Source organism: Acidithiobacillus concretivorus, assembly GCF_018853445.1.
Lineage (GTDB): Bacteria > Pseudomonadota > Gammaproteobacteria > Acidithiobacillales > Acidithiobacillaceae > Acidithiobacillus > Acidithiobacillus concretivorus.
This window is the reverse complement of sequence record NZ_JABELD010000003.1, coordinates 70,124-87,667: the sequence shown is the minus strand read 5'-3', so window position 1 is coordinate 87,667 and position 17,544 is coordinate 70,124. Positions and strand designations below refer to the sequence as shown.

Genomic DNA, 17,544 nt, shown 5'->3' with positions numbered 1-17,544 from the left:
CAAGGTAGATACCCGTCCTTATAAGAAGCTATGTCTGATATAGCAGAAAATACCTGGAGTACGCAGCTTGCGGATATTCGTCGGCAGGGACTTTGGCGAGAGTTGCAGCCTCTGCAACCGGACCCGGACGCCGATCGTCCACAGTTTGTGGATGCGGAAGGTCGCTCACTACTTTCTTTTGCCAGTAACGACTACTTGGGTCTGAGCAGGGAGCCCGCGTTACGACAGGCAGCTATTGCCGAAATGGAGCGCAGTGGGGTGGGCGCTGGTGCGGCCCCCCTGCTGGGCGGTGAACGTCCGGCTCATCAGGCTTTGGCGGCAGATTTGGCACGCTGGCTGGGTGTGGAAGCTGTGCTGCTTTTTGGGAGTGGTTATCTGGCTAATCTAGGAATCATTTCTGCCTTGGTCGGCCGTCTGGACCGGGTTTACGCCGATCGTCTCAATCATGCCTCACTGGTGGATGGTGTGCGTCTGTCCGGGGCGCGTCTGCAGCGTTACCGGCACGGCGATATGACGCATTTGCAGCAACTGCTGGAGCGCGATACTTCGGGGCAGGCGTGGATCATCACCGATGGTGTATTCAGTATGGACGGTGATCTCGCCCCTCTGCCTGAAATCGTAAGCCTTGCCCGCCGGTATCAGGCCAGAATCATTCTCGATGAAGCCCACGCCTTTGGCGTGTTTGGCGCAGAGGGGCGAGGGACCCTCGCGCACTATCAACTGGATACGCACTCTGTGGATGTCATCATGGGGACGCTCGGCAAAGCTTTCGGGGTCTATGGGGCCTTTGTGGCAGGTAGTCAGGATCTGATTGACCTGTTGCGTAACCGGGCACGGAGTTTTATTTATCATACGGCCATGCCTGCGGCACTGGCGGCAGCGGCACAGGCCTCTTTGCAGTTGTTGCGCGGCGGAGAGGCTCGTCGTGCCCGCCTGGTAGAGCATCAGGACTGGCTACATGCCCAGCTTCCCGACGCGCCCTGGCTGCCCAGTGCAACGCCCATTCAGGGGCTGGTGTTGGGAGAGGCAACAGCGGCTGTGCAGGCGGCTGCCAGATTGCGCGAGGCCGGACTGTACTGCCCGGCAGTGCGCCCCCCGACCGTGCCTAAGGGCAGCGCCCGTTTGCGGATTACCCTCAGTGCTGCGCATCATCGCGAAGATCTAATGCAGTTGGTGACCGCCCTTCGGGAGATTTTATGAGTTGGTATCGGGAACAGACAGGTCAAGGTCCAGCTTTGCTGTTGCTCCACGGCTGGGGCATGGAAAGCCGGGTTTTTGCGGGTTGGCGCCCTTTTCTGGAAAAGCATTTTACCTGCATATCCTACGATCTGCCCGGTCATGGCCGCAGCCCTTGTACGGCGGATGGCATGCAATGGGCTTATGTTCTGGAACAGTTGACGGGCATGCTGCGTCGTGAGGTAGAGGCGCCGATTTTGTTGGGTTGGTCTCTGGGTGGTCTGCTCGCCCTCGGACTGGGTCTGACCCAGCCCGCATTGTTGAAAGGCTTGGTACTGATGGCGAGTTCACCGAGTTTCCGCCAGCGCCCCGACTGGGCGGCAGGGATTCCTGCCGCAACTCTGGAAGATTTTGGCCAGCGCCTGCACAGTGATCCCCAGGGAACCCGCAAAAGGTTTTTAGCCCTGCAGGTTTTGGGTGATCCACAAGGACGACGGGCGCTGGAGGGCATGACCAACTGGCCGTCGCCTGATCCTGCCTGTCTGGCTGATGGGTTGACGCTTCTCCAGGAAGTGGATTTACGCGATCGACTGGATAGCTTGTCCATACCGGTTCAGTTGATTCATGGTGCGCAGGACCGCATTGTGCCTCCGCAAGCCAGTTTTTACCTGCAGCAACATCTTCCCGGCAGCCATCTGAACGTGCTCGAAAAGGCAGGGCATGCGCCCTTTTTATCCCAGCCGCAAGCCTGCCGGGATGCTCTTTTGGAGGTCTGGGCATGAATCCATCGACGCCAGCGGATTATCAGCTGGAAAAACGCGCGATCCGCCGCGCTTTTGACCAGGCTGCTGGCTCTTATGAAGCTAGTGCTGTTCTTCAGGATCAGGTAGGCCAGCAACTGATTGAACGACTGGATCTGGTCAAGCTGGAACCACAATGGATTCTGGATCTGGGCAGTGGCACCGGCCTGCAAAGTCGGCGCTTGAATCGGCGTTATCCCAAGGCACGGTTGCTGGCGGTGGATTTGGCCGCCGGTATGCTCCAGCAGGCGCGACTGCGCAAGAGCTGGCGGCAACGCCAGCACTTTTGCCAGGGGGATGCCGAACATCTGCCGCTGGCGACCGGATCCATGGACTTGCTTTTCGCCAACATGTCCATCCAATGGTGTAATGATCTGGATCGGGTGTTGCGCGAATTTGCCCGAGTCCTGCGTCCCGGGGGGCTGTTGATGTTCAGCACCCTGGGTCCGGATACGCTCACCGAGTTGCGCCAGTCTTTTGCCAGACTGGATGATCAACCCCATGTCATACAGTTTATGGATATGCACGATATTGGCGATGCCCTGGTCCGCCAGGGTTATGAAATGCCGGTGCTGGATGTCGAACATTTTCAATTGACTTACGCAGCGCTGGAGGATCTTTTGCGCGACTTGCGCAGCATTGGTGCGACCAATGCCACAGTCCAGCGACCGCGCGGTTTGTTGACACCCGGTCGTTTGCAAATCCTGCGCGATGCTTATGAACAGTTCCGTAAAGATGGACGTTTGCCAGCCACCTATGAGGTGGTTTACGGGCATGCCTGGAGCAGCGGACCACGTCCTGAGATTCGAGAAGATGGCGCAGTTACCCTGCCCTATCCGCAAATGCGGAGGCATATAAAATGAATCCGGCAGAAACATTGGAAAACCCGCCCACGCCGCCGCTCCGGAGTCTTTTTGTCACCGGGACGGATACCGGCGTTGGCAAGACGACGGTGACAGCCGCTCTGGCACAACGCTGTGCACGTGAAATGGGCCGGGTCGCAGCCTTGAAGCCGGTGGTTTCCGGTGTGGAAGGCGATGGGCAGTGGAGTGATGTGGAAATCCTGCGCGCCGCATCAACGCCCTCACGCTCTTTTGAACAAACCTGCCTTTATGCTTTGGATCCGCCTATTGCTCCGCATTGGGCAGCAGCGCAAGCCGGTCTGACGCTTAATCGTCAAAAAATTCAGCAATTTATCAAGCAACAGTCGGCAGGTATACATGCTGTTCTGGTAGAGGGAGCGGGCGGTTTTCTGGTCCCGCTGGGTGATAATTGGAGTTTTGCTGACCTGGCCCTTGATTTGCAATTTCCGGTGCTCTTGGTCGTGGGTCTGCGTCTTGGTGCCATCAACCATGCCCTGCTTAGTGCCGAGGCTATTCTTACCCGTGCTTTGCCGATGGCGGGCTGGGTGGCTAATCATCTTCAACCCGATTTTGCTCCGGGAACCCTGGAAACTTTGCAACGACTGATGCCCAGCCCCTGCCTGGGAGAAATCCCCTTTCAGGCAGAGGCATCAAGTGTCTGCAGGAGTCAGTATCTGTCTCTTCCGGCGTGTTGGGATTGATGTTAGGATTCAAACGACTGCCATAAAAAAATAGAGGGCAGCCGGTCACGGCGCGGCGGGTATTACAGCGGGAGCCGTGACAGTGAAACGTAGATATTCTGATGGAGCGTGAATGTCATGAAATCATTCAAGAGCATAGCCTTGTTGGTGGGTACCAATTTACTTATTTTTATCACCCTTTCCATTACTTTTTCGGTCCTGGTGAATCTGGTTTTACCCGCTTTTGGCGTAGATCTGCGCGGGGTGGTCAGTGTGACCGATTTACTCTGGGCGCTGGTCATTGGTTTTGGGGGGGCTTTTATTTCCCTGCTGATGTCCAAGCATCTGGCACGAGCCGGTATGCAGATGCAACGCATCGAGCAACCGCAGTCTGCCAAGGAGCGTCTGGTTTACGATACCGTGGTGCAGTTGTCTACCCGTTTGGGCATCCGGATGCCGGAAGTCTGGATTTATTGGAATGATGATCCTAATGCTTTTGCTACGGGGCCGGGGCGTAACCACAGCATGGTGGCGGTCAGCAGCGGGCTCGTGAATCTGCTTAATGACAATGAAGTACGAGCGGTGCTGGCCCATGAAATGGGTCATGTTTACAATGGGGACATGGTCAGTACGACGTTACTTCAGGGGTTGATGAATACTTTTGTATTCTGGTTATCGATGTTGGCGGCCCGACAATTTGATGATCGCCCGATGATTGCCTTCGCGGTTTCCATGTTCCTGCAAGTGGCCTTGTCTTTTTTGGCGCTGATTCCCATCACCTGGTTTTCGCGTCGTCGGGAGTTTGCAGCCGATCGCTTTGCTGCTGAACAAATTGGTGCTGCCGCGATGATTTCTGCTTTGCAGAAGCTGCATCAACGGTCCACAGCCATGCATGTAGAGCATGATGCGGTCCGTGATCCTATGGCTACTGCCTATATTTCGGGTAGCTGGAAGGGGCTTTTTGCGACCCATCCCAGCCTTGAAGCGCGGGTTGCGGCTTTGCAGGCTCTGCAAAAAGGGTATAGTTACCCGTAGTGTTCTGGCAGGGGAGTGATTGTGGATGCACCTGAATAGGGGAGTAAACAGCATTGCGCCCTGAGCGGGTAAAACCGGTTCTCCTCAGTAGTCAAAATGCCTCCGTCATTTTTCCGGATCCGGAAAAAGCCGACAGCAACCTGATTGCAGTAGGGGGTGATTTATCCCGAAAGCGTATTCTTCAGGCTTATACTCAGGGTGTATTCCCTTGGTTTGGTGAAGAAGATCCCATCTTGTGGTGGTCCCCTGATCCTCGTGGGGTGCTGGAACCCGATGCCATTCATATCAGTCGCAGTTTAATAAAAAATGCTAACTTTGCGTCCTGGCAGGTGGTTCTGGATCAAGATTTCGCTGGTGTTATGGATGAATGTGCGGCTCCGCGTTCAGGTCAGGGCGGGACCTGGATAACTGCCGAGATGCGTAATGCCTATCTGGATCTTTTTGCTGCGGGGGCTGCCCACTGTATAGAAATTCTTCAACATGGTCAGAGGGTCGGTGGATTATATGGCGTCGAGCTGGGCGCAATTTTTTTCGGAGAATCGATGTTCAGCAGGGTTCCCGACGCTTCAAAAATTGCTTTGGTCTGGCTGGCCCGACATTTGGCGCATTGGGGTTTTGGTCTGATTGATACCCAGTTTTTGACTCCACACCTGCAAAGCATGGGCGCTTCTGAAATTCCACGTGCTGAATTTTTACAGCGTTTGACCAGGTTGAAAGCCCAGGCAACGCAAGGGGCGTGGCAGGAACTTCTGCCCTGGGGGCATATTTTTTGGCGATGAGTTTTTATATGTCGACCTTGCAAACCTGTCCCTATTTACCTGAACAGGAAGAATTACTGGTGTTGAGTGATCCGCGCGCAGTGCTGGAAAGCGTGGAGTACGATCAACTGTTACAAAAGGGCTTTCGACGCAATGGTCCAGTCGCGTATCGGCCTATGTGTCCGCAATGTGATGCGTGTATTTCCGTTCGTATCCCGGTGGATCATTTCCAGCCGGACAGGGGGCAAAAACGTACCTGGGCACGTAATCAGGATCTCAGCCTGCGTGTGGCACGACCATACCGGGATGCGCAACATGCCCGTCTTTTTGCCGATTATCAGCGTTTGCGACATCCAGATGGTGGTATGGACCAAGAGGCTGATCGCCTGTATGCAGAGATGATGGCAGATACCAGCGCCGTGGATTCGCAGCTGTTGATATTTGAAAAGGCGGATGAGCCCTTGGCGGTAGCTCTGGTTGATCAGGTAGATTCTGGATTGTCAGCAGTTTATACATTCTACCGAACAGACCTGGCGAAACGCGGTCTGGGGATTTTTGCAATTCTGAGTCAGATCGAATGGGCCCGCAACCAGGGGTTTTCTCACCTGTATCTGGGTTATTGGGTCGCAGAAAGTCCAAAAATGGATTATAAAAGGCGTTTTTCGCCCCTGGAAGGTTTTATCGCCGGTGAATGGCGACCGCTTTCCACGCATCCTTAATCCATAAAGAAATTCGCATCCATGCTTAATGCCGCACCGGATATATTCCGTACCTTCTCACCCTGGGCCCTGACCGGCGTATTGGGGCTGCTGGGAAGTGCCTGGGCACTGTCGGCATGGCAAAAGTTGGGGGTCGGTAAGGATCTGCTCTGGTCAGCAGCACGCGCGACCGTACAGCTGGGAATTATGGGTTTTGTGCTGGGCTGGTTGTTCCGTCAGCATCAAGCCTGGTTACTGCTGGTGTTTCTGGCGCTGATGATTCTGATGGCCGGTCGATTCAATCGCAAACGGGGAGCAGGTATCCCTCATGCTTACTGGATTGGTGTCGGAAGTATTGGTATTGCGACAACGGTGACTCTGGCCTGGATGCTGTTTTCCGGTTTGGTATTCTGGCGTGGTGAATCTCTGGTGCCTATTGGCGGGATGATTATTGGTAATGCCATGAATGCTGTTTCTCTGGCATTGAATCGCTTACGCAGTGAAATTGACCAACGTGAGGATATGTTGCTGGCGATGCTGGCGCTGGGTGCCGGACGTCGTCAGGCCATGCGCAGTCTCTACGGCATCGTGGTCCGCAGTTCGCTGATTCCTACCATTGATAGCCTGAAAAGTGTCGGCATGATTCATATTCCAGGTATTACAGCAGGAATGATTCTGGCGGGTATGGCCCCACTTGCAGCTGTTTCCATGCAGTTGGTGGTGATGCTGATGCTGACTGCCTCAGTCACCTTGAGCGTTTCTACGGCGGTCTTGTTGGCTGCACCCCACGCCCTGATATTTTCACAGCGTACAGAAGGATAATTGATATGGCCGCACTAGCTGGACGTTTTCGTGGTTTTTTGCCCGTAGTGGTTGATGTGGAGACGGCGGGTTTTGACCCGGAGCGTAATGCCCTGCTGGAGGTGGCAGCGGTCATTATTGGTGGCGAAGTGGGACAACTGAAACCGGTAGCCAGTCATCATTTTCACGTTATGCCCTTTACGGGCGCGGTGCTTGACCCAGCGGCACTGGCTTTTACCGGAATTGATCCTTTTCAGCCATTGCGCGGAGCGGTTTCTGAAGAAGAAGCGCTGCGCGGTATTTTTCGGGCCATTCGTACGGCGGTAAAGGCTGCACAGTGCCGGAGGGCGATTCTGGTAGGTCACAATGCTGCCTTTGATTTGTCTTTTATCAAGGCGGCAGAAAAACGCTCTGCAGTGAAAAACAACCCATTTCATTTGTTCAGTACTTTTGACACAGTCAGCCTGGCGGGTCTCGCTTATGGTGAAACGGTACTGGCCAAAGCGGCACTGGCCGCAGGTTTATCCTGGGATCATGAACAGGCACATTCGGCGTTATATGATGCGCGCCAGACGGCAGAATTATTTTGCAAGATAGTGAACGGGTTTGACCTTAATCGGGAATATCCCTGAAGTTGTTGCAACAGCAGTCAACATCCGGTGCTTCTGTTAGAATATTGGCATCTACCATTTTTAAGAGGGGCAAAACATGCCTTATCGTCTGACAATTGAACCCAGCGGTCACGAGATGGATTGCGATAGTGATGAAACCATACTCGAGGCAGCACTGCGTCATGGCTTTAATATTCCCTACAGCTGTCGCAATGGTACTTGTGCAACCTGTAAGGGGCGCATTTTAAGTGGCACTGTAGATTATGGGGATATTGAAGAAAAAGTGCTCAGTGAAGCAGAAAAAGTGGACGGTTTGGCCCTGTTTTGCCAGGCTATACCGCTTTCTGATCTGAAAATTGAAGTGCGCGAAATAGGTGCAGCCAAGGATATTCAGATTAAAACCCTGCCGGCACGGGTAGCTAAAATAGAGGATGTGGCGCCGGACGTGCGCGCACTGTTCCTCAAAATACCCAGTACAGAGCGCCTGCAGTTCCTTCCCGGTCAGTATATAGACATTCTTTTGAAGGATGGCGCGCGCCGGGGTTTCTCGCTGGCGAATACCCCTAATGACGACGCTTTGCTGGAATTGCATATTAAGAAAGTAGAGGGTGGTGCATTCACCGGGCACGTTTTTTCAGCAATGAAAGAAAAGGATATTGTGCGATTTGAGGGACCTTTGGGCACTTTTTTTGTTCGCCAGGAATCAACCCGACCGTTGTTGATGGTGGCTACAGGAACAGGCTTCGCGCCGATCAAGGGGATGCTGGAATCGCTTTTTGCTCAAGGCTCAATACGGCCCATTCACTTTTATTGGGGCGTCCGCCATTCTGAAGATTTTTATTATGAAGATCTGTTACAGGAGTGGCAGTCGCTCCATAGCCATTTTAATCTGACTAAAATTGTCTCACAACCGGATAGCCATTGGTCGGGTCCTACGGGATATGTAACAGAGCAGGTGATTAAAGACTTTCCTGATGCCAGTGCTTTTGATGCTTATATTTGCGGTCATCCGGATATGGTTTTTTCTTTATCCGCCGCTTTAGCTCAGGCAGGATTGGATTCAGAACATATATTCGCAGACGCATTTGTATTTGCCAAAGCAAAAACAAGCTGACATAATAATTTTATTGGCGACTTTAGCCAAAATTTCAACTTATTTTTTTCAGGAGTGAGCGGGTATGGAATCTCAAACAAAAAAACGTCATCGTCGTAGTGCCGAAGAGCGTCTTGCTGATTTGGAAGAAAAGCAACGTCAAACGGAATTGCGCCTGCGCGAGCAATTGGCCAAAATTGAGCAGCAGAAAAAGTCCCTGCAGGAAAATCCCCGTGCCAAACGCGAACGTGAAGCACAACGGCGTTCTTTGATGGATCGCGTTTCCCGCCTGGTACCTGATTGGGAGCCTACCCAGATTCTGGCAGCTATTGCCGAAGTACGGGATCGTGTAGGCGATAACCATCATGCGCTGCAGGAACTGGAATCCCATGGAAATGCATTGATGCAGGAACTAAAGCCACGTCGTGGACGGCGTCCGCGTAGCGCGCTCTAATTTTCTGTAGTTAAAAGCCCCCGAATTACTGAATTCGGGGGCTTTTTGTTTGTATGTCAGTCATTAGCGTTTGCAGCTGCGCCACCGCTTTAACATGGGTACCCGATGGGCCATATAGGCACGAACATACCAAGGTGCCTGTCTGTTGCGCATCAATTGCCTGACTCGCTGTTGCATGGCTTCCAGGGTTAATTGAGGGTCCTTGAAGGCGCCATCTGCATAGCAGTAACTGCAGTAATCCCGGCTGTGGCTGCCATCGCTTTCCGTACCGCCGCCTTGCGGGTCAAACTGTAAGGGCATGCCACAACTTTGGCAGCGGTTTTTTTCAATTTCCAGTTGGTGTAACCATTTTTTCATTAGCAAATTAGACATCCTCAGGAGCAACCAGTTCAAGGGCCTCGATATAAATATGGGCCATCCCTAGCAAAAATACGATATTCGGTATAATGAAAACCAATGCGGTGGCAACGCCCATCCCCATGCTGAGTCCGACATTATACAGGGCAGTATTCGCGGTGACGCTGGAATGCGTTGCATGGTCCAGCATAAAAGGGTTTCCCGTAATCGCATCCATCATCTGCCAAAACATATCGGCGCTACGGCTCAGTTCGCTGGCCAGAGCTGGGGCCGCAGCGGACAGTGCCATACTGTATCCGGTGTAAAGGATGACGGCGATAATGACCGCCAGACCAGTAGATAGCACCCCGAGTAACAACATCATCAGCAAAATGGAGCCGGGTTTGTTACGGGCAATACCAATAGTGTGGCGCAGGGAGTTGCTGACAGATTCGCCATGCCAAAGAGCCGGACCGGACAGATTAAAAACAATGATGGCCAGAACGAAAACCACGGCATTTATCAACATGGCTACCGGGAAAAGCGGTACAAACAAAATCGCTCCTATTCCTGGTATTTTACAGGCCATGAATCCCAGTAACTCGACCACAAAAATGCCAAAGAGCAAAAGACTTTCAATGATCAGCAAGCCAATCAGCCGGGGTAGCGATCTTAAGCCAAAGCGGAGACTGCGCAAAATCCCAGGTAATGAATCACCTCGGGCTTCATGTAATAGTACCCCGCCAGCCCCTAAATACCCCACACCAAAACTGATGAACAAAATCAGCATTCCGATGCTGGCACCAATCATTCCGCCGGGCCATTGCACAAAAAATTCGAGGCCCGCCATGCCCATAAAAACGGCGAGAACATACACCAAAATTGGCTGCCAGAGAGTGATTCCCCGTAATGCCCGCAGCAACAGCGAAAAAGACAGGTCCCCCTGACTGGGAGAATGACTAAACATGGGAGCTTCCTTTTTCAGTGACCGATCTTAAGGATGAATGCCAAGGATAACCGTTAGATTTTTACTGTAAAGCGACAATCGCTTTTGTTGATGCTACACTGACCGGATATTGACCGATTGGTCGGGTGTTTTTCAACTGGCTGATAATATGTGGAAAGAGATCGCTGAGGGAATGTTATGGATAATACGCTGGCGATGATAGAAGGAGAGGGGCGGCAGCGTATCCTGGCTGCTGCCGAAAAACTCTTCTCGGCTAAGGCCTTTGATGCAGTTTCCATGAATGCCATAGCCTGCGAAGCCGGTATCAGTAAAGCCAACATCTACCACTATTTTCCGAATAAAGACACGCTGTATCTCGCGGTTTTGCGCGTCGCCAGCCATAATCTGCGCGCGGTGTTGAACGAAGCGGTCAGCGCCCACGGCTCGGTTCTGGATGTATTGCGGCATTTTGCCCGCAATCATCTGCAGGCGTTGCTGAACAGGCCGCAACTGGTGCGTTTGGTCTGGCGGGAAATCCTGGAAAGGGGCGCGCCCAGAGCACAGGAGTTCGCCGAGCAGGGCTTCGCGGATATGTTTTCTGCGCTGGTAGATGTGCTGAAGCTCGGGCAGAGCCGGGGCGAGTTCCGCCAGGACTTTGATCCGGCACTGGTCGCTACACTCCTGTTGGGTGCCAACGTGTTTTTTTTCCAGTCGCGAGACATATTGCGACACTATCCCCCCATTACTTTTGCAGACGACCCTGCCGGATATGACGCGGGTATTGTTGAAATTCTTTTGCGCGGGCTGGTCCCAGCCTCATCCTGAGTTTTGCTTCATAACACAAGAGATTCGTATGGATAAAAGCCCTAAACACCAAGCCCATGTTCTTGTGGAAGCCTTGCCCTATATGCAACGCTTTCATGGACGGACCATTGTCATCAAATATGGTGGGAATGCGATGACGGAGGCGCATTTGCAAGAGCAGTTTGCCTATGATGTTACCTTGATGAAGCAGGTAGGGATGAATCCTGTGGTGGTTCATGGCGGTGGGCCGCAAATTGGCGCCATGCTTGAACGTCTGGGCGTGGAAACCCGTTTTGTGGATGGTATGCGGGTAACCGATGCAGCGACCATGGAAGTGGTGGAAATGGTGCTTGGCGGTCGCGTCAACAAGGAAATTGTGCAGGGAATCAATCGTGCCGGTGGGCGGGCAGTGGGGCTGACCGGCAAAGATGGGGCTTTGCTTCGCGCCCGACCGCTGCGCAATGCGGTGGCTGATCTGGGGATGGTCGGTGAAGTGGCTGCCGTTAATCCGGAAGTCATTCGCTGGTTGGACCAAGGCGATTTTATCCCGGTAGTAGCCCCCGTTGGCGTCGGTGCTCGGGGTGAGTCTTACAATATCAATGCCGACCTGGTCGCCGGAGCACTGGCCGCTACCCTGAAAGCCGAAAAACTGATTTTGATGACCAATGTGGCTGGGGTGCTGGATAAAGAGGGCACCCTGCAAACCCGCCTGGAGGCCAGCGCAGTGGCACAAATGATTGCCGATGGTCAGATATATGGTGGCATGTTGCCAAAAATTCAGTGTTGTCTGGATGCCGTCGCTGCTGGTGTTCAGGCCGCGCATATTATTGATGGCAGAGTACCTCATGCCTTGTTGCTGGAGATTTTTACCGACGCCGGGGTGGGAACACTGATTGCCAGCAGCCATTGAAAAAACTGTCCGCTCCTGCTCCGCAGCGTAATAAATACGCTTATTCTGCGGCAACCCGCAAGCGTCGTCTGTTAGCCTGGCGGCGAAGTGCGCTGCCGGTTTTCCTCTTCGATCTCGACAATACTCTGTATGACGCAGACCGTTACTGCTTTCCCTGGATGCATGAGCACATCAATGCCTTCCTGATGCAGGAGCTTGGCCTGAAGATGGAAGCCGCCGATCAGTTGCGCCGCCATTACTGGCGGAGTTATGGGACCACCCTCGCGGGTTTGATGCGGCATCATACTGTTGACCCCCGGGTTTTCCTGAAGGCCATTCATCCCCCGGTTCTGTCTGCCCAGGTTCCTGAAAATCCGGAGTTACGTCGTTGGCTTGTGCAACTTCCCGGGCCGGTGTTTGTTTTTACGAACAGCGTGTCCAGTCATGCCTGGCGAGTGCTGGAGCGTTTGGGCGTGGCGGATATTGTGGAGGATGTATTTGATATGGAGACCGCAGGTTTTCAGGGGAAACCCCACCATCATGCTTATCACCAGGTTCTTGGAAGATTGAAAGTTCCCGCCTGGCGTTGTGTTTTTTTTGATGACACCCTGGCCAATTTGCGGACCGCTCGCTGGATAGGTATGCGAACGGTACACATTGAAAAAAGTCGCAGACGCTCGCGCAGTGCCCATAGTCGGGTTCCTTCACTCATGCGCTGGCGTTACAGTTCCTCCTAAAGCGGCAGTGGGCCTGAGAGCTTTTTGCTCCAACGTCCCTTGCCTGTTGTTCTAAGGCTCATCCTGCTGTCAGGAGAGAACTCGCCCTTTGGGCTCAAACAGCTCTCCTGACGGGCGCAGGATTTCACCAAGAACAACAACGGCGCGGGACAAAGTCGCTGCAAAGCTCTCAGCCCCACTGCCGCTTTAGTCCTACAGAATCGGCTTCAGAAACTTGACCCAATCCGGTGCGCCGCCAGTGTTGATGGTGACCGAAGCGCTGGTACCAATACGTAAGGGCAGTTTTGGATCAGGATTGGTAATCATCACCCGTACGGGTACCCGTTGCGTGACCTTTACCCAGTTGCCTGTCGCATTTTCCGGTGGTAACAAGGAAAAAGCATTGCCGGCCCCGCCGCTGAGGCTGACCACTTTTCCCTTGAATTTGTGGTTGGGGTACATGTCTACCTGGATACTGGCAGTCTGCCCAGGATGAACCCGATTCAGATCGGTTTCCTTGTAATTGGCTTCCACCCAGTATTCAGCATTACCAATCAACGGGAAAAGATCCTGGTTGATGCTGACGACATCACCCACATGAATTTTGTCGACTTTGCTGACTACTCCCGTGATGGGCGCATATAAAGTCGTTTCCGCGAGATACATTTTGGCGGTACCCAATGCGGCCTTGGCTGCGGCGATTCGGGCAGCATTGAGGCTTTGTTGGGCGCGGGTGGCAGACAAATTGGCTTTTTCGGCTTGCCATTGGGCCATGGCCCCTTTTGCCGCCGTCATCCGGTTGTCCGCTTCCTGTGCAGACAAATATTTTTGAGCAGCCAGTGCGGCAGCGCGTTGGGCATTGCGCTGGGCGTTTTGGTAGGTGATCTGGTCTGCACTGACTCGCGCCTCGGCTGCCGCAATGTTGGCCTGAATAGCACCCGTCTGGCGTTCTGCCTGAGCCAGTTCTGCCTCGGCTTTTTGTACGTCGTACTGGTAGGCTTCCGGGTCAATTTTCACCAGAGCTTGACCAGCGTGCACCACCTGATTGTCGCGCACATAAATATGGACAATGTGTCCAGTCACTCGTGGCGAAATATTGACCACATGGGCATGGAGGTAGGCGTCATCAGTGTTGGGGTAATAATTGGCAATCTGAAAATAGGCATAGGCACCGAAAGCGACAATAATGAGAATGATCAGGACCAAAAAGCGTTTGAGCCAGCGCATAGCTTTCCTTGTGTTGCAATAACAGCAGCCAATTCCCGTGGCGCCCCATCAACGAACCATAATATTCCGTATATACTAGGCTCAAGGGCGTTCCGGTAAGCCAGTAGCTCAACTTCAGTCCTGTTGCAAAATTTTGACAGGCTCGAAAGTAAATCGCATACTGACCGTTCGGTTGATACCTTAACCTAAACACTTCAAGTCGGCAAGATGATGTATGAATGAATTGGATACAAGGAGTAATCATGAAAAATAAGCAGTGGGTCTGGACGGGGATTTTAGGCGGTGCCGTTCTTGGATTATTGGCGGCAACTCCAGCATTGGCAGATAGCGAAGGTTTGCACGTGATTCAGGGCGGTCCTTCGTATTTTAATATTGGTCTTGGCGCATTTAATGCGGCCGGTGTGACTCCTGGTCCAGGCTATACCAATGCTACACTTCCAGAGATTAACCTCGAATATCAAACGGGTGCCAAGTTATTCGGGGTGGGTGCTGTCTATGGCCTGATGGCCAATACCAATGGCGGCTTTATGGGTTATACGGGCTTTTACACAGATGTTGCCTGGGATCACTGGGTGCTGACCCCCGTTTTGGCCATGGGTGGTTATCATCAAGGTCGGGGTAAATATCTGGATGGTACTTTTCAGTTTCGTCTGGAGCTCAGCCTCGATTACCAGTTTGCCAATCAGTCGCGTTTCGGTCTGAAAATCGCCCATATTTCGAATGCTTATATCAAGAATAGCGATCCGGGCGAAGATGAAATCATGCTCAATTATTCCATGCCCCTGTCCTTTGGGGAGCATTCCTGATTTGCGTTTTTTTGAGTTGAATAAGCCCTCTGATTCCTTATGGGTCAGAGGGCTTTCTGCTTATCCGGCGTGAAGCCCCAGCTTCTCAAATAAAATCTGGTCATGTCCGCTGCTGGCATTGCTGGTGGTCAGCAAACGGTCTCCCAGAAAAATACTGTTGGCGCCGGCCAGAAAGGCCAAGGCCTGCAATTCGTCGCTCATGGTTTCCCGTCCTGCAGAAAGCCGGACATAGGCTTGTGGAAAAATGATCCGGGCAGCGGCTATGGTGCGAACAAATTCCAGACCGTCAATGGGTGTGGCCGCTTCCAGAGGCGTGCCGGGAATAGGGACCAGGGCGTTGATGGGAATACTTTCCGGTGCCTGCGGCAGTTGCGATAACACCTGAAGCATCCGGGCCCGATCCCGACGCGATTCACCCATGCCCAGAATTCCGCCACTACATATTTTGATGCCGGCATCGCGGACGGCTTCCAGAGTATCCAGACGATCCTGAAAACTGCGGGTATGAATGACCTCGCCGTAAAACTCCGGGGAGGTATCCAGATTGTGATTGTAGTAATCCAGTCCGGCAGCCTGCAACCGTTCTGCCTGCCCGCTTTTCAGCATGCCCAGGGTGACGCAGCTTTCCAGCCCGTGCGCTTTGACCACCTGAATCATGGCGGCGACTTTTTCAATATCCTTGTCGTGCGGAGAACGCCAGGCTGCCCCCATGCACAGGCGTTGCGCACCGTTGGCTTTAGCGGCAGCAGCAGCACTGCGCACGGCTTCAATATCCATGAGCGCTTCCGGTTTCAGACTGTTTTCATGATGTACGCTTTGCGAGCAATAACCACAGTCTTCCGGGCAACCACCGGTTTTGATGGACAATAAGGTAGAACACTGGATGGTATTCGCATCAAAATGCTGACGATGAATTTGCTGCGCCTCAAAAATCAGATCGTTGAAAGGACGTGCATAGATTTCAAGGATGCTGTCCAGACTGTAAGCGTGCTGAGAAGGTGTCATGTGAGTTTCCGGTTCGCGTCGAGAGGTGCCTGGCGTATTAAACGCCGCCGAGGTTCAGAATGGCATTGACCAGCAGACCTTTCAATAACTCAATGAGTAAAAGGGCCGCCAGAGGGCTGAGATCCATGCCGCCAATGGGAGGAATAATCCGCTGCAGGGGGTAAAGAATGGGTCCGGTAACCCGGTCCAGAAAATGGACAATAGGGTTACGGGGATCCGGCTGGACCCAGGATAAAATGGCGCGAATCAGTATGGCCCAGAACAGCAGGGTGAGTACCAGATCCGTCAGGCGAGCGGCTTCTATGCTGATTTCATTCATGCTTTAGTCTTCAATGACTGACCTAAAGCACGGCTGCGCGCGGCGGCAGCAGCCAGCGCACGCTGGGTCAGGGGCCGCAACTGCTCTTCCCAGACCGCCAAACCGGCAGCGGTCGTACCACCAGGGCTGGTGACCTGATGGCGCAGTTCACTAGGGCTCGCAGCACTGGCTGCTGCCATCTGGGCGGTACCCCAAACCGTTTGTAAAGCCAAAGCCCGGGCGGTGACTCGATCCAGACCCTGGAATACGGCGGCATCTTCCAGCGCCTCCAGAAATAACAACACATAGGCAGGACCGCTGCCAGCCAGGGCGGTAGCAGCGTCCATCAGGGATTCATCATGTAACCAGAACACCTTGCCTACTCCAGAGAAAATTTGCTGCACGATGTCGCACTGCGATGCCTTGACCGTCGCCTGGGCGAAGAGGGTCGTCGCTCCCGCTCCCACCTGCGAAGGCGTATTGGGCATGGCGCGGACTACGGCCACATTCTCTCCCAGGGAGTCGCTCATTTGTTGGCTGGAAATGCCCGCTGCAACGGATATGAAGAGGACTTCAGCATTCACGAATGATTCCCGCCATTCGCTGAGAATCCCATCTACCTGTTTGGGCTTGGCGGCATAAATCACCAGGCTGTTTTGCGGCAGCTTTTCGGCCTTGGCAGGACGGCTATGCACACCGAACTCTTCGGCAAGGGCTTCACGACGCTGGGTACTGGGTGCATGTACCTGAATCTGGCTACCAGGTACGCCAATCTGGCGTATTCCGGAAATGAGGGCGCGCGCCATATTGCCTGCGCCAATAAATACGATGTTTTGTTCAATCATGTTGCCTCCTGGTGACGGCTGCCAAACAAGAGCGTACCCAACCGGATTTCTGTGGATCCATGCTCTAGCGCCTGCACAAAATCAGACGAAGTGCCCATGGACAGGGTATCCAGGTCAGGATAATTACCGCTTTGGAGCAGCGTGTTGAATAAGCTGTGCATGTGTTGAAAGTTGACGTTTGCCTGGTCAGGGTCGGGATGGACCAATGCCATCAGGCCACGCAACCGGAGAAAGGGGAGTTGCTGGATGCCTTCTGCAAGTGTTGCAAGCTGAGCAGGGGGGCATCCTCCCTTGCTGTCTTCCGAGCTGACGGCCACTTCAATCAGCACATTCAAAGGCGTCGAAGCTTCCTGCCTGGCGCTGTTCAGGCGTTGGGCAATCAGCAGGCGGTCGACGCTTTCGACCCAGTCAAAGTGTCGAGCAATTTCATGGGTTTTGTTACGCTGAATCCGTCCGATAAAATGCCAGCAAATATCCTCCAGATCGCGTAGTTCATCTTGTTTCTCCAGAGCTTCCTGAAGGTAGTTTTCACCGAAATGACGTATTCCCAATGCATAGGCTTCCCGGATGGCAGGCGCCGGAACCTTTTTGCTGACCGCCAGCAAAAGGGGGTGGTTGGGCTGCGGTAGAGCGCGCTTTATTTTTGCAAGATTTTCGGCGAGGGACATGCTGCTCCATGAAACGTGGGCGAAATGGCCAAGGT

Annotated in this window: 22 protein-coding genes; 15 read left to right on the top strand and 7 right to left on the bottom strand. The window is 53.3% G+C overall.

What is annotated here, in order from left to right:
* Window positions 1-30 precede the first annotated feature (30 nt).
* From bioF to HJG40_RS00780, 11 genes are all read left to right on the top strand, one after another.
* A complete protein-coding gene (gene bioF / locus HJG40_RS00830; protein WP_215862437.1) occupies window positions 31-1,200 on the top strand; it encodes an 8-amino-7-oxononanoate synthase in 1,170 nt (389 codons plus the stop codon).
* Window positions 1,197-1,958 carry an alpha/beta fold hydrolase gene (locus tag HJG40_RS00825; protein ID WP_215862436.1) on the top strand — a complete coding sequence of 254 codons (762 nt, stop codon included), beginning with the start codon at window positions 1,197-1,199 and terminating at the stop codon, window positions 1,956-1,958. The genes bioF and HJG40_RS00825 overlap by 4 nt, the downstream gene beginning before the upstream one ends.
* Window positions 1,955-2,839: a malonyl-ACP O-methyltransferase BioC gene (gene bioC / locus HJG40_RS00820; RefSeq protein ID WP_215862435.1), complete on the top strand. Its 885-nt coding sequence runs from the start codon at window positions 1,955-1,957 to the stop codon at window positions 2,837-2,839. The genes HJG40_RS00825 and bioC overlap by 4 nt, the downstream gene beginning before the upstream one ends.
* The gene (gene bioD / locus HJG40_RS00815) at window positions 2,836-3,540 is read left to right on the top strand and encodes a dethiobiotin synthase (RefSeq protein ID WP_215862434.1); all 705 of its coding nucleotides are present in this window, start codon (window positions 2,836-2,838) and stop codon (window positions 3,538-3,540) included. Before bioC ends, bioD begins: the two co-directional genes overlap by 4 nt.
* A gap of 117 nt (window positions 3,541-3,657) precedes the next feature.
* Window positions 3,658-4,554 carry a protease HtpX gene (htpX, locus tag HJG40_RS00810; protein ID WP_215862433.1) on the top strand — a complete coding sequence of 299 codons (897 nt, stop codon included), beginning with the start codon at window positions 3,658-3,660 and terminating at the stop codon, window positions 4,552-4,554.
* Between the two features lie 53 nt (window positions 4,555-4,607).
* Entirely contained in the window at window positions 4,608-5,333 is a 726-nt protein-coding gene (gene aat, locus HJG40_RS00805) for a leucyl/phenylalanyl-tRNA--protein transferase (RefSeq protein ID WP_215862432.1), read from the top strand.
* A gap of 8 nt (window positions 5,334-5,341) precedes the next feature.
* A complete protein-coding gene (locus HJG40_RS00800; protein WP_264317483.1) occupies window positions 5,342-6,031 on the top strand; it encodes an arginyltransferase in 690 nt (229 codons plus the stop codon).
* Window positions 6,032-6,052: 21 nt separating this feature from the next.
* Complete coding sequence (locus HJG40_RS00795; RefSeq protein WP_215862431.1) at window positions 6,053-6,832, top strand: ABC transporter permease; 780 nt, start codon at window positions 6,053-6,055, stop codon at window positions 6,830-6,832.
* A 5-nt stretch (window positions 6,833-6,837) separates the two neighbouring features.
* Entirely contained in the window at window positions 6,838-7,443 is a 606-nt protein-coding gene (rnt, locus tag HJG40_RS00790; protein WP_215862430.1) for a ribonuclease T, read from the top strand.
* A gap of 76 nt (window positions 7,444-7,519) precedes the next feature.
* Window positions 7,520-8,536 (top strand): CDP-6-deoxy-delta-3,4-glucoseen reductase, encoded by a 1,017-nt coding sequence (locus tag HJG40_RS00785; protein WP_215862429.1) that lies wholly within the window; start codon window positions 7,520-7,522, stop codon window positions 8,534-8,536.
* A 64-nt stretch (window positions 8,537-8,600) separates the two neighbouring features.
* Complete coding sequence (locus HJG40_RS00780; RefSeq protein WP_215862428.1) at window positions 8,601-8,969, top strand: hypothetical protein; 369 nt, start codon at window positions 8,601-8,603, stop codon at window positions 8,967-8,969.
* A gap of 63 nt (window positions 8,970-9,032) precedes the next feature.
* On the opposite strand, the gene HJG40_RS00775 is transcribed toward HJG40_RS00780, so the two are convergent.
* Complete coding sequence (locus HJG40_RS00775; protein ID WP_226856779.1) at window positions 9,033-9,326, bottom strand: zinc ribbon domain-containing protein; 294 nt, start codon at window positions 9,324-9,326, stop codon at window positions 9,033-9,035.
* A gap of 7 nt (window positions 9,327-9,333) precedes the next feature.
* Window positions 9,334-10,272, bottom strand: a complete 939-nt coding sequence (locus HJG40_RS00770) for a hypothetical protein (protein ID WP_215862426.1) — start codon at window positions 10,270-10,272, stop codon at window positions 9,334-9,336.
* Window positions 10,273-10,449: 177 nt separating this feature from the next.
* Between HJG40_RS00770 and HJG40_RS00765 the strand changes: the two genes are divergently transcribed.
* Genes HJG40_RS00765 through HJG40_RS00755 form a run of 3 tightly spaced genes read left to right on the top strand, consistent with a single transcriptional unit; the run spans window position 10,450 to window position 12,681 of the window.
* Window positions 10,450-11,076, top strand: a complete 627-nt coding sequence (locus HJG40_RS00765; protein WP_215862425.1) for a TetR/AcrR family transcriptional regulator — start codon at window positions 10,450-10,452, stop codon at window positions 11,074-11,076.
* A gap of 28 nt (window positions 11,077-11,104) precedes the next feature.
* Window positions 11,105-11,965: an acetylglutamate kinase gene (gene argB, locus HJG40_RS00760; RefSeq protein WP_215862424.1), complete on the top strand. Its 861-nt coding sequence runs from the start codon at window positions 11,105-11,107 to the stop codon at window positions 11,963-11,965.
* A complete protein-coding gene (locus tag HJG40_RS00755) occupies window positions 11,962-12,681 on the top strand; it encodes a pyrimidine 5'-nucleotidase (protein WP_215862423.1) in 720 nt (239 codons plus the stop codon). The genes argB and HJG40_RS00755 overlap by 4 nt, the downstream gene beginning before the upstream one ends.
* Window positions 12,682-12,873: 192 nt before the next feature.
* Here the strand turns inward: HJG40_RS00755 and HJG40_RS00750 are convergent, their stop codons facing one another.
* Complete coding sequence (locus HJG40_RS00750; protein WP_215862422.1) at window positions 12,874-13,887, bottom strand: HlyD family secretion protein; 1,014 nt, start codon at window positions 13,885-13,887, stop codon at window positions 12,874-12,876.
* Window positions 13,888-14,129: 242 nt separating this feature from the next.
* On the opposite strand from HJG40_RS00750, the gene HJG40_RS00745 reads away from it, so the two are divergent.
* Window positions 14,130-14,693 (top strand): acyloxyacyl hydrolase, encoded by a 564-nt coding sequence (locus HJG40_RS00745; RefSeq protein ID WP_215862421.1) that lies wholly within the window; start codon window positions 14,130-14,132, stop codon window positions 14,691-14,693.
* 60 nt (window positions 14,694-14,753) lie between these two features.
* Here the strand turns inward: HJG40_RS00745 and bioB are convergent, their stop codons facing one another.
* From bioB to HJG40_RS00725, 4 genes are read right to left on the bottom strand one after another with little or no spacing between them, the layout of a single operon-like run.
* Window positions 14,754-15,698 carry a biotin synthase BioB gene (gene bioB, locus HJG40_RS00740; protein WP_215862420.1) on the bottom strand — a complete coding sequence of 315 codons (945 nt, stop codon included), beginning with the start codon at window positions 15,696-15,698 and terminating at the stop codon, window positions 14,754-14,756.
* A 37-nt stretch (window positions 15,699-15,735) separates the two neighbouring features.
* Entirely contained in the window at window positions 15,736-16,017 is a 282-nt protein-coding gene (locus HJG40_RS00735) for a YggT family protein (RefSeq protein WP_215862419.1), read from the bottom strand.
* A complete protein-coding gene (gene proC / locus HJG40_RS00730; RefSeq protein ID WP_215862418.1) occupies window positions 16,014-16,841 on the bottom strand; it encodes a pyrroline-5-carboxylate reductase in 828 nt (275 codons plus the stop codon). Before proC ends, HJG40_RS00735 begins: the two co-directional genes overlap by 4 nt.
* A complete protein-coding gene (locus HJG40_RS00725) occupies window positions 16,838-17,509 on the bottom strand; it encodes a YggS family pyridoxal phosphate-dependent enzyme (RefSeq protein WP_215862417.1) in 672 nt (223 codons plus the stop codon). The genes proC and HJG40_RS00725 overlap by 4 nt, the downstream gene beginning before the upstream one ends.
* Between the last annotated feature and the right edge of the window lie 35 nt (window positions 17,510-17,544).

Bases quoted from the DNA above. Each gene is read 5' to 3' on its own strand.
- bioF (WP_215862437.1), top strand. From the start codon at position 31: ATGTCTGATATAGCAGAAAATACCTGGAGTACGCAGCTTGCGGATATT.
- HJG40_RS00825 (WP_215862436.1), top strand. From the start codon at position 1,197: ATGAGTTGGTATCGGGAACAGACAGGTCAAGGTCCAGCTTTGCTGTTG.
- bioC (WP_215862435.1), top strand. From the start codon at position 1,955: ATGAATCCATCGACGCCAGCGGATTATCAGCTGGAAAAACGCGCGATC.
- bioD (WP_215862434.1), top strand. From the start codon at position 2,836: ATGAATCCGGCAGAAACATTGGAAAACCCGCCCACGCCGCCGCTCCGG.
- htpX (WP_215862433.1), top strand. From the start codon at position 3,658: ATGAAATCATTCAAGAGCATAGCCTTGTTGGTGGGTACCAATTTACTT.
- HJG40_RS00800 (WP_264317483.1), top strand. From the start codon at position 5,342: ATGTCGACCTTGCAAACCTGTCCCTATTTACCTGAACAGGAAGAATTA.
- HJG40_RS00795 (WP_215862431.1), top strand. From the start codon at position 6,053: ATGCTTAATGCCGCACCGGATATATTCCGTACCTTCTCACCCTGGGCC.
- rnt (WP_215862430.1), top strand. From the start codon at position 6,838: ATGGCCGCACTAGCTGGACGTTTTCGTGGTTTTTTGCCCGTAGTGGTT.
- HJG40_RS00785 (WP_215862429.1), top strand. From the start codon at position 7,520: ATGCCTTATCGTCTGACAATTGAACCCAGCGGTCACGAGATGGATTGC.
- HJG40_RS00780 (WP_215862428.1), top strand. From the start codon at position 8,601: ATGGAATCTCAAACAAAAAAACGTCATCGTCGTAGTGCCGAAGAGCGT.
- HJG40_RS00775 (WP_226856779.1), bottom strand. From the start codon at position 9,326: ATGAAAAAATGGTTACACCAACTGGAAATTGAAAAAAACCGCTGCCAA.
- HJG40_RS00770 (WP_215862426.1), bottom strand. From the start codon at position 10,272: ATGTTTAGTCATTCTCCCAGTCAGGGGGACCTGTCTTTTTCGCTGTTG.
- HJG40_RS00765 (WP_215862425.1), top strand. From the start codon at position 10,450: ATGGATAATACGCTGGCGATGATAGAAGGAGAGGGGCGGCAGCGTATC.
- argB (WP_215862424.1), top strand. From the start codon at position 11,105: ATGGATAAAAGCCCTAAACACCAAGCCCATGTTCTTGTGGAAGCCTTG.
- HJG40_RS00750 (WP_215862422.1), bottom strand. From the start codon at position 13,887: ATGCGCTGGCTCAAACGCTTTTTGGTCCTGATCATTCTCATTATTGTC.
- HJG40_RS00745 (WP_215862421.1), top strand. From the start codon at position 14,130: ATGAAAAATAAGCAGTGGGTCTGGACGGGGATTTTAGGCGGTGCCGTT.
- bioB (WP_215862420.1), bottom strand. From the start codon at position 15,698: ATGACACCTTCTCAGCACGCTTACAGTCTGGACAGCATCCTTGAAATC.
- HJG40_RS00735 (WP_215862419.1), bottom strand. From the start codon at position 16,017: ATGAATGAAATCAGCATAGAAGCCGCTCGCCTGACGGATCTGGTACTC.
- proC (WP_215862418.1), bottom strand. From the start codon at position 16,841: ATGATTGAACAAAACATCGTATTTATTGGCGCAGGCAATATGGCGCGC.
- HJG40_RS00725 (WP_215862417.1), bottom strand. From the start codon at position 17,509: ATGTCCCTCGCCGAAAATCTTGCAAAAATAAAGCGCGCTCTACCGCAG.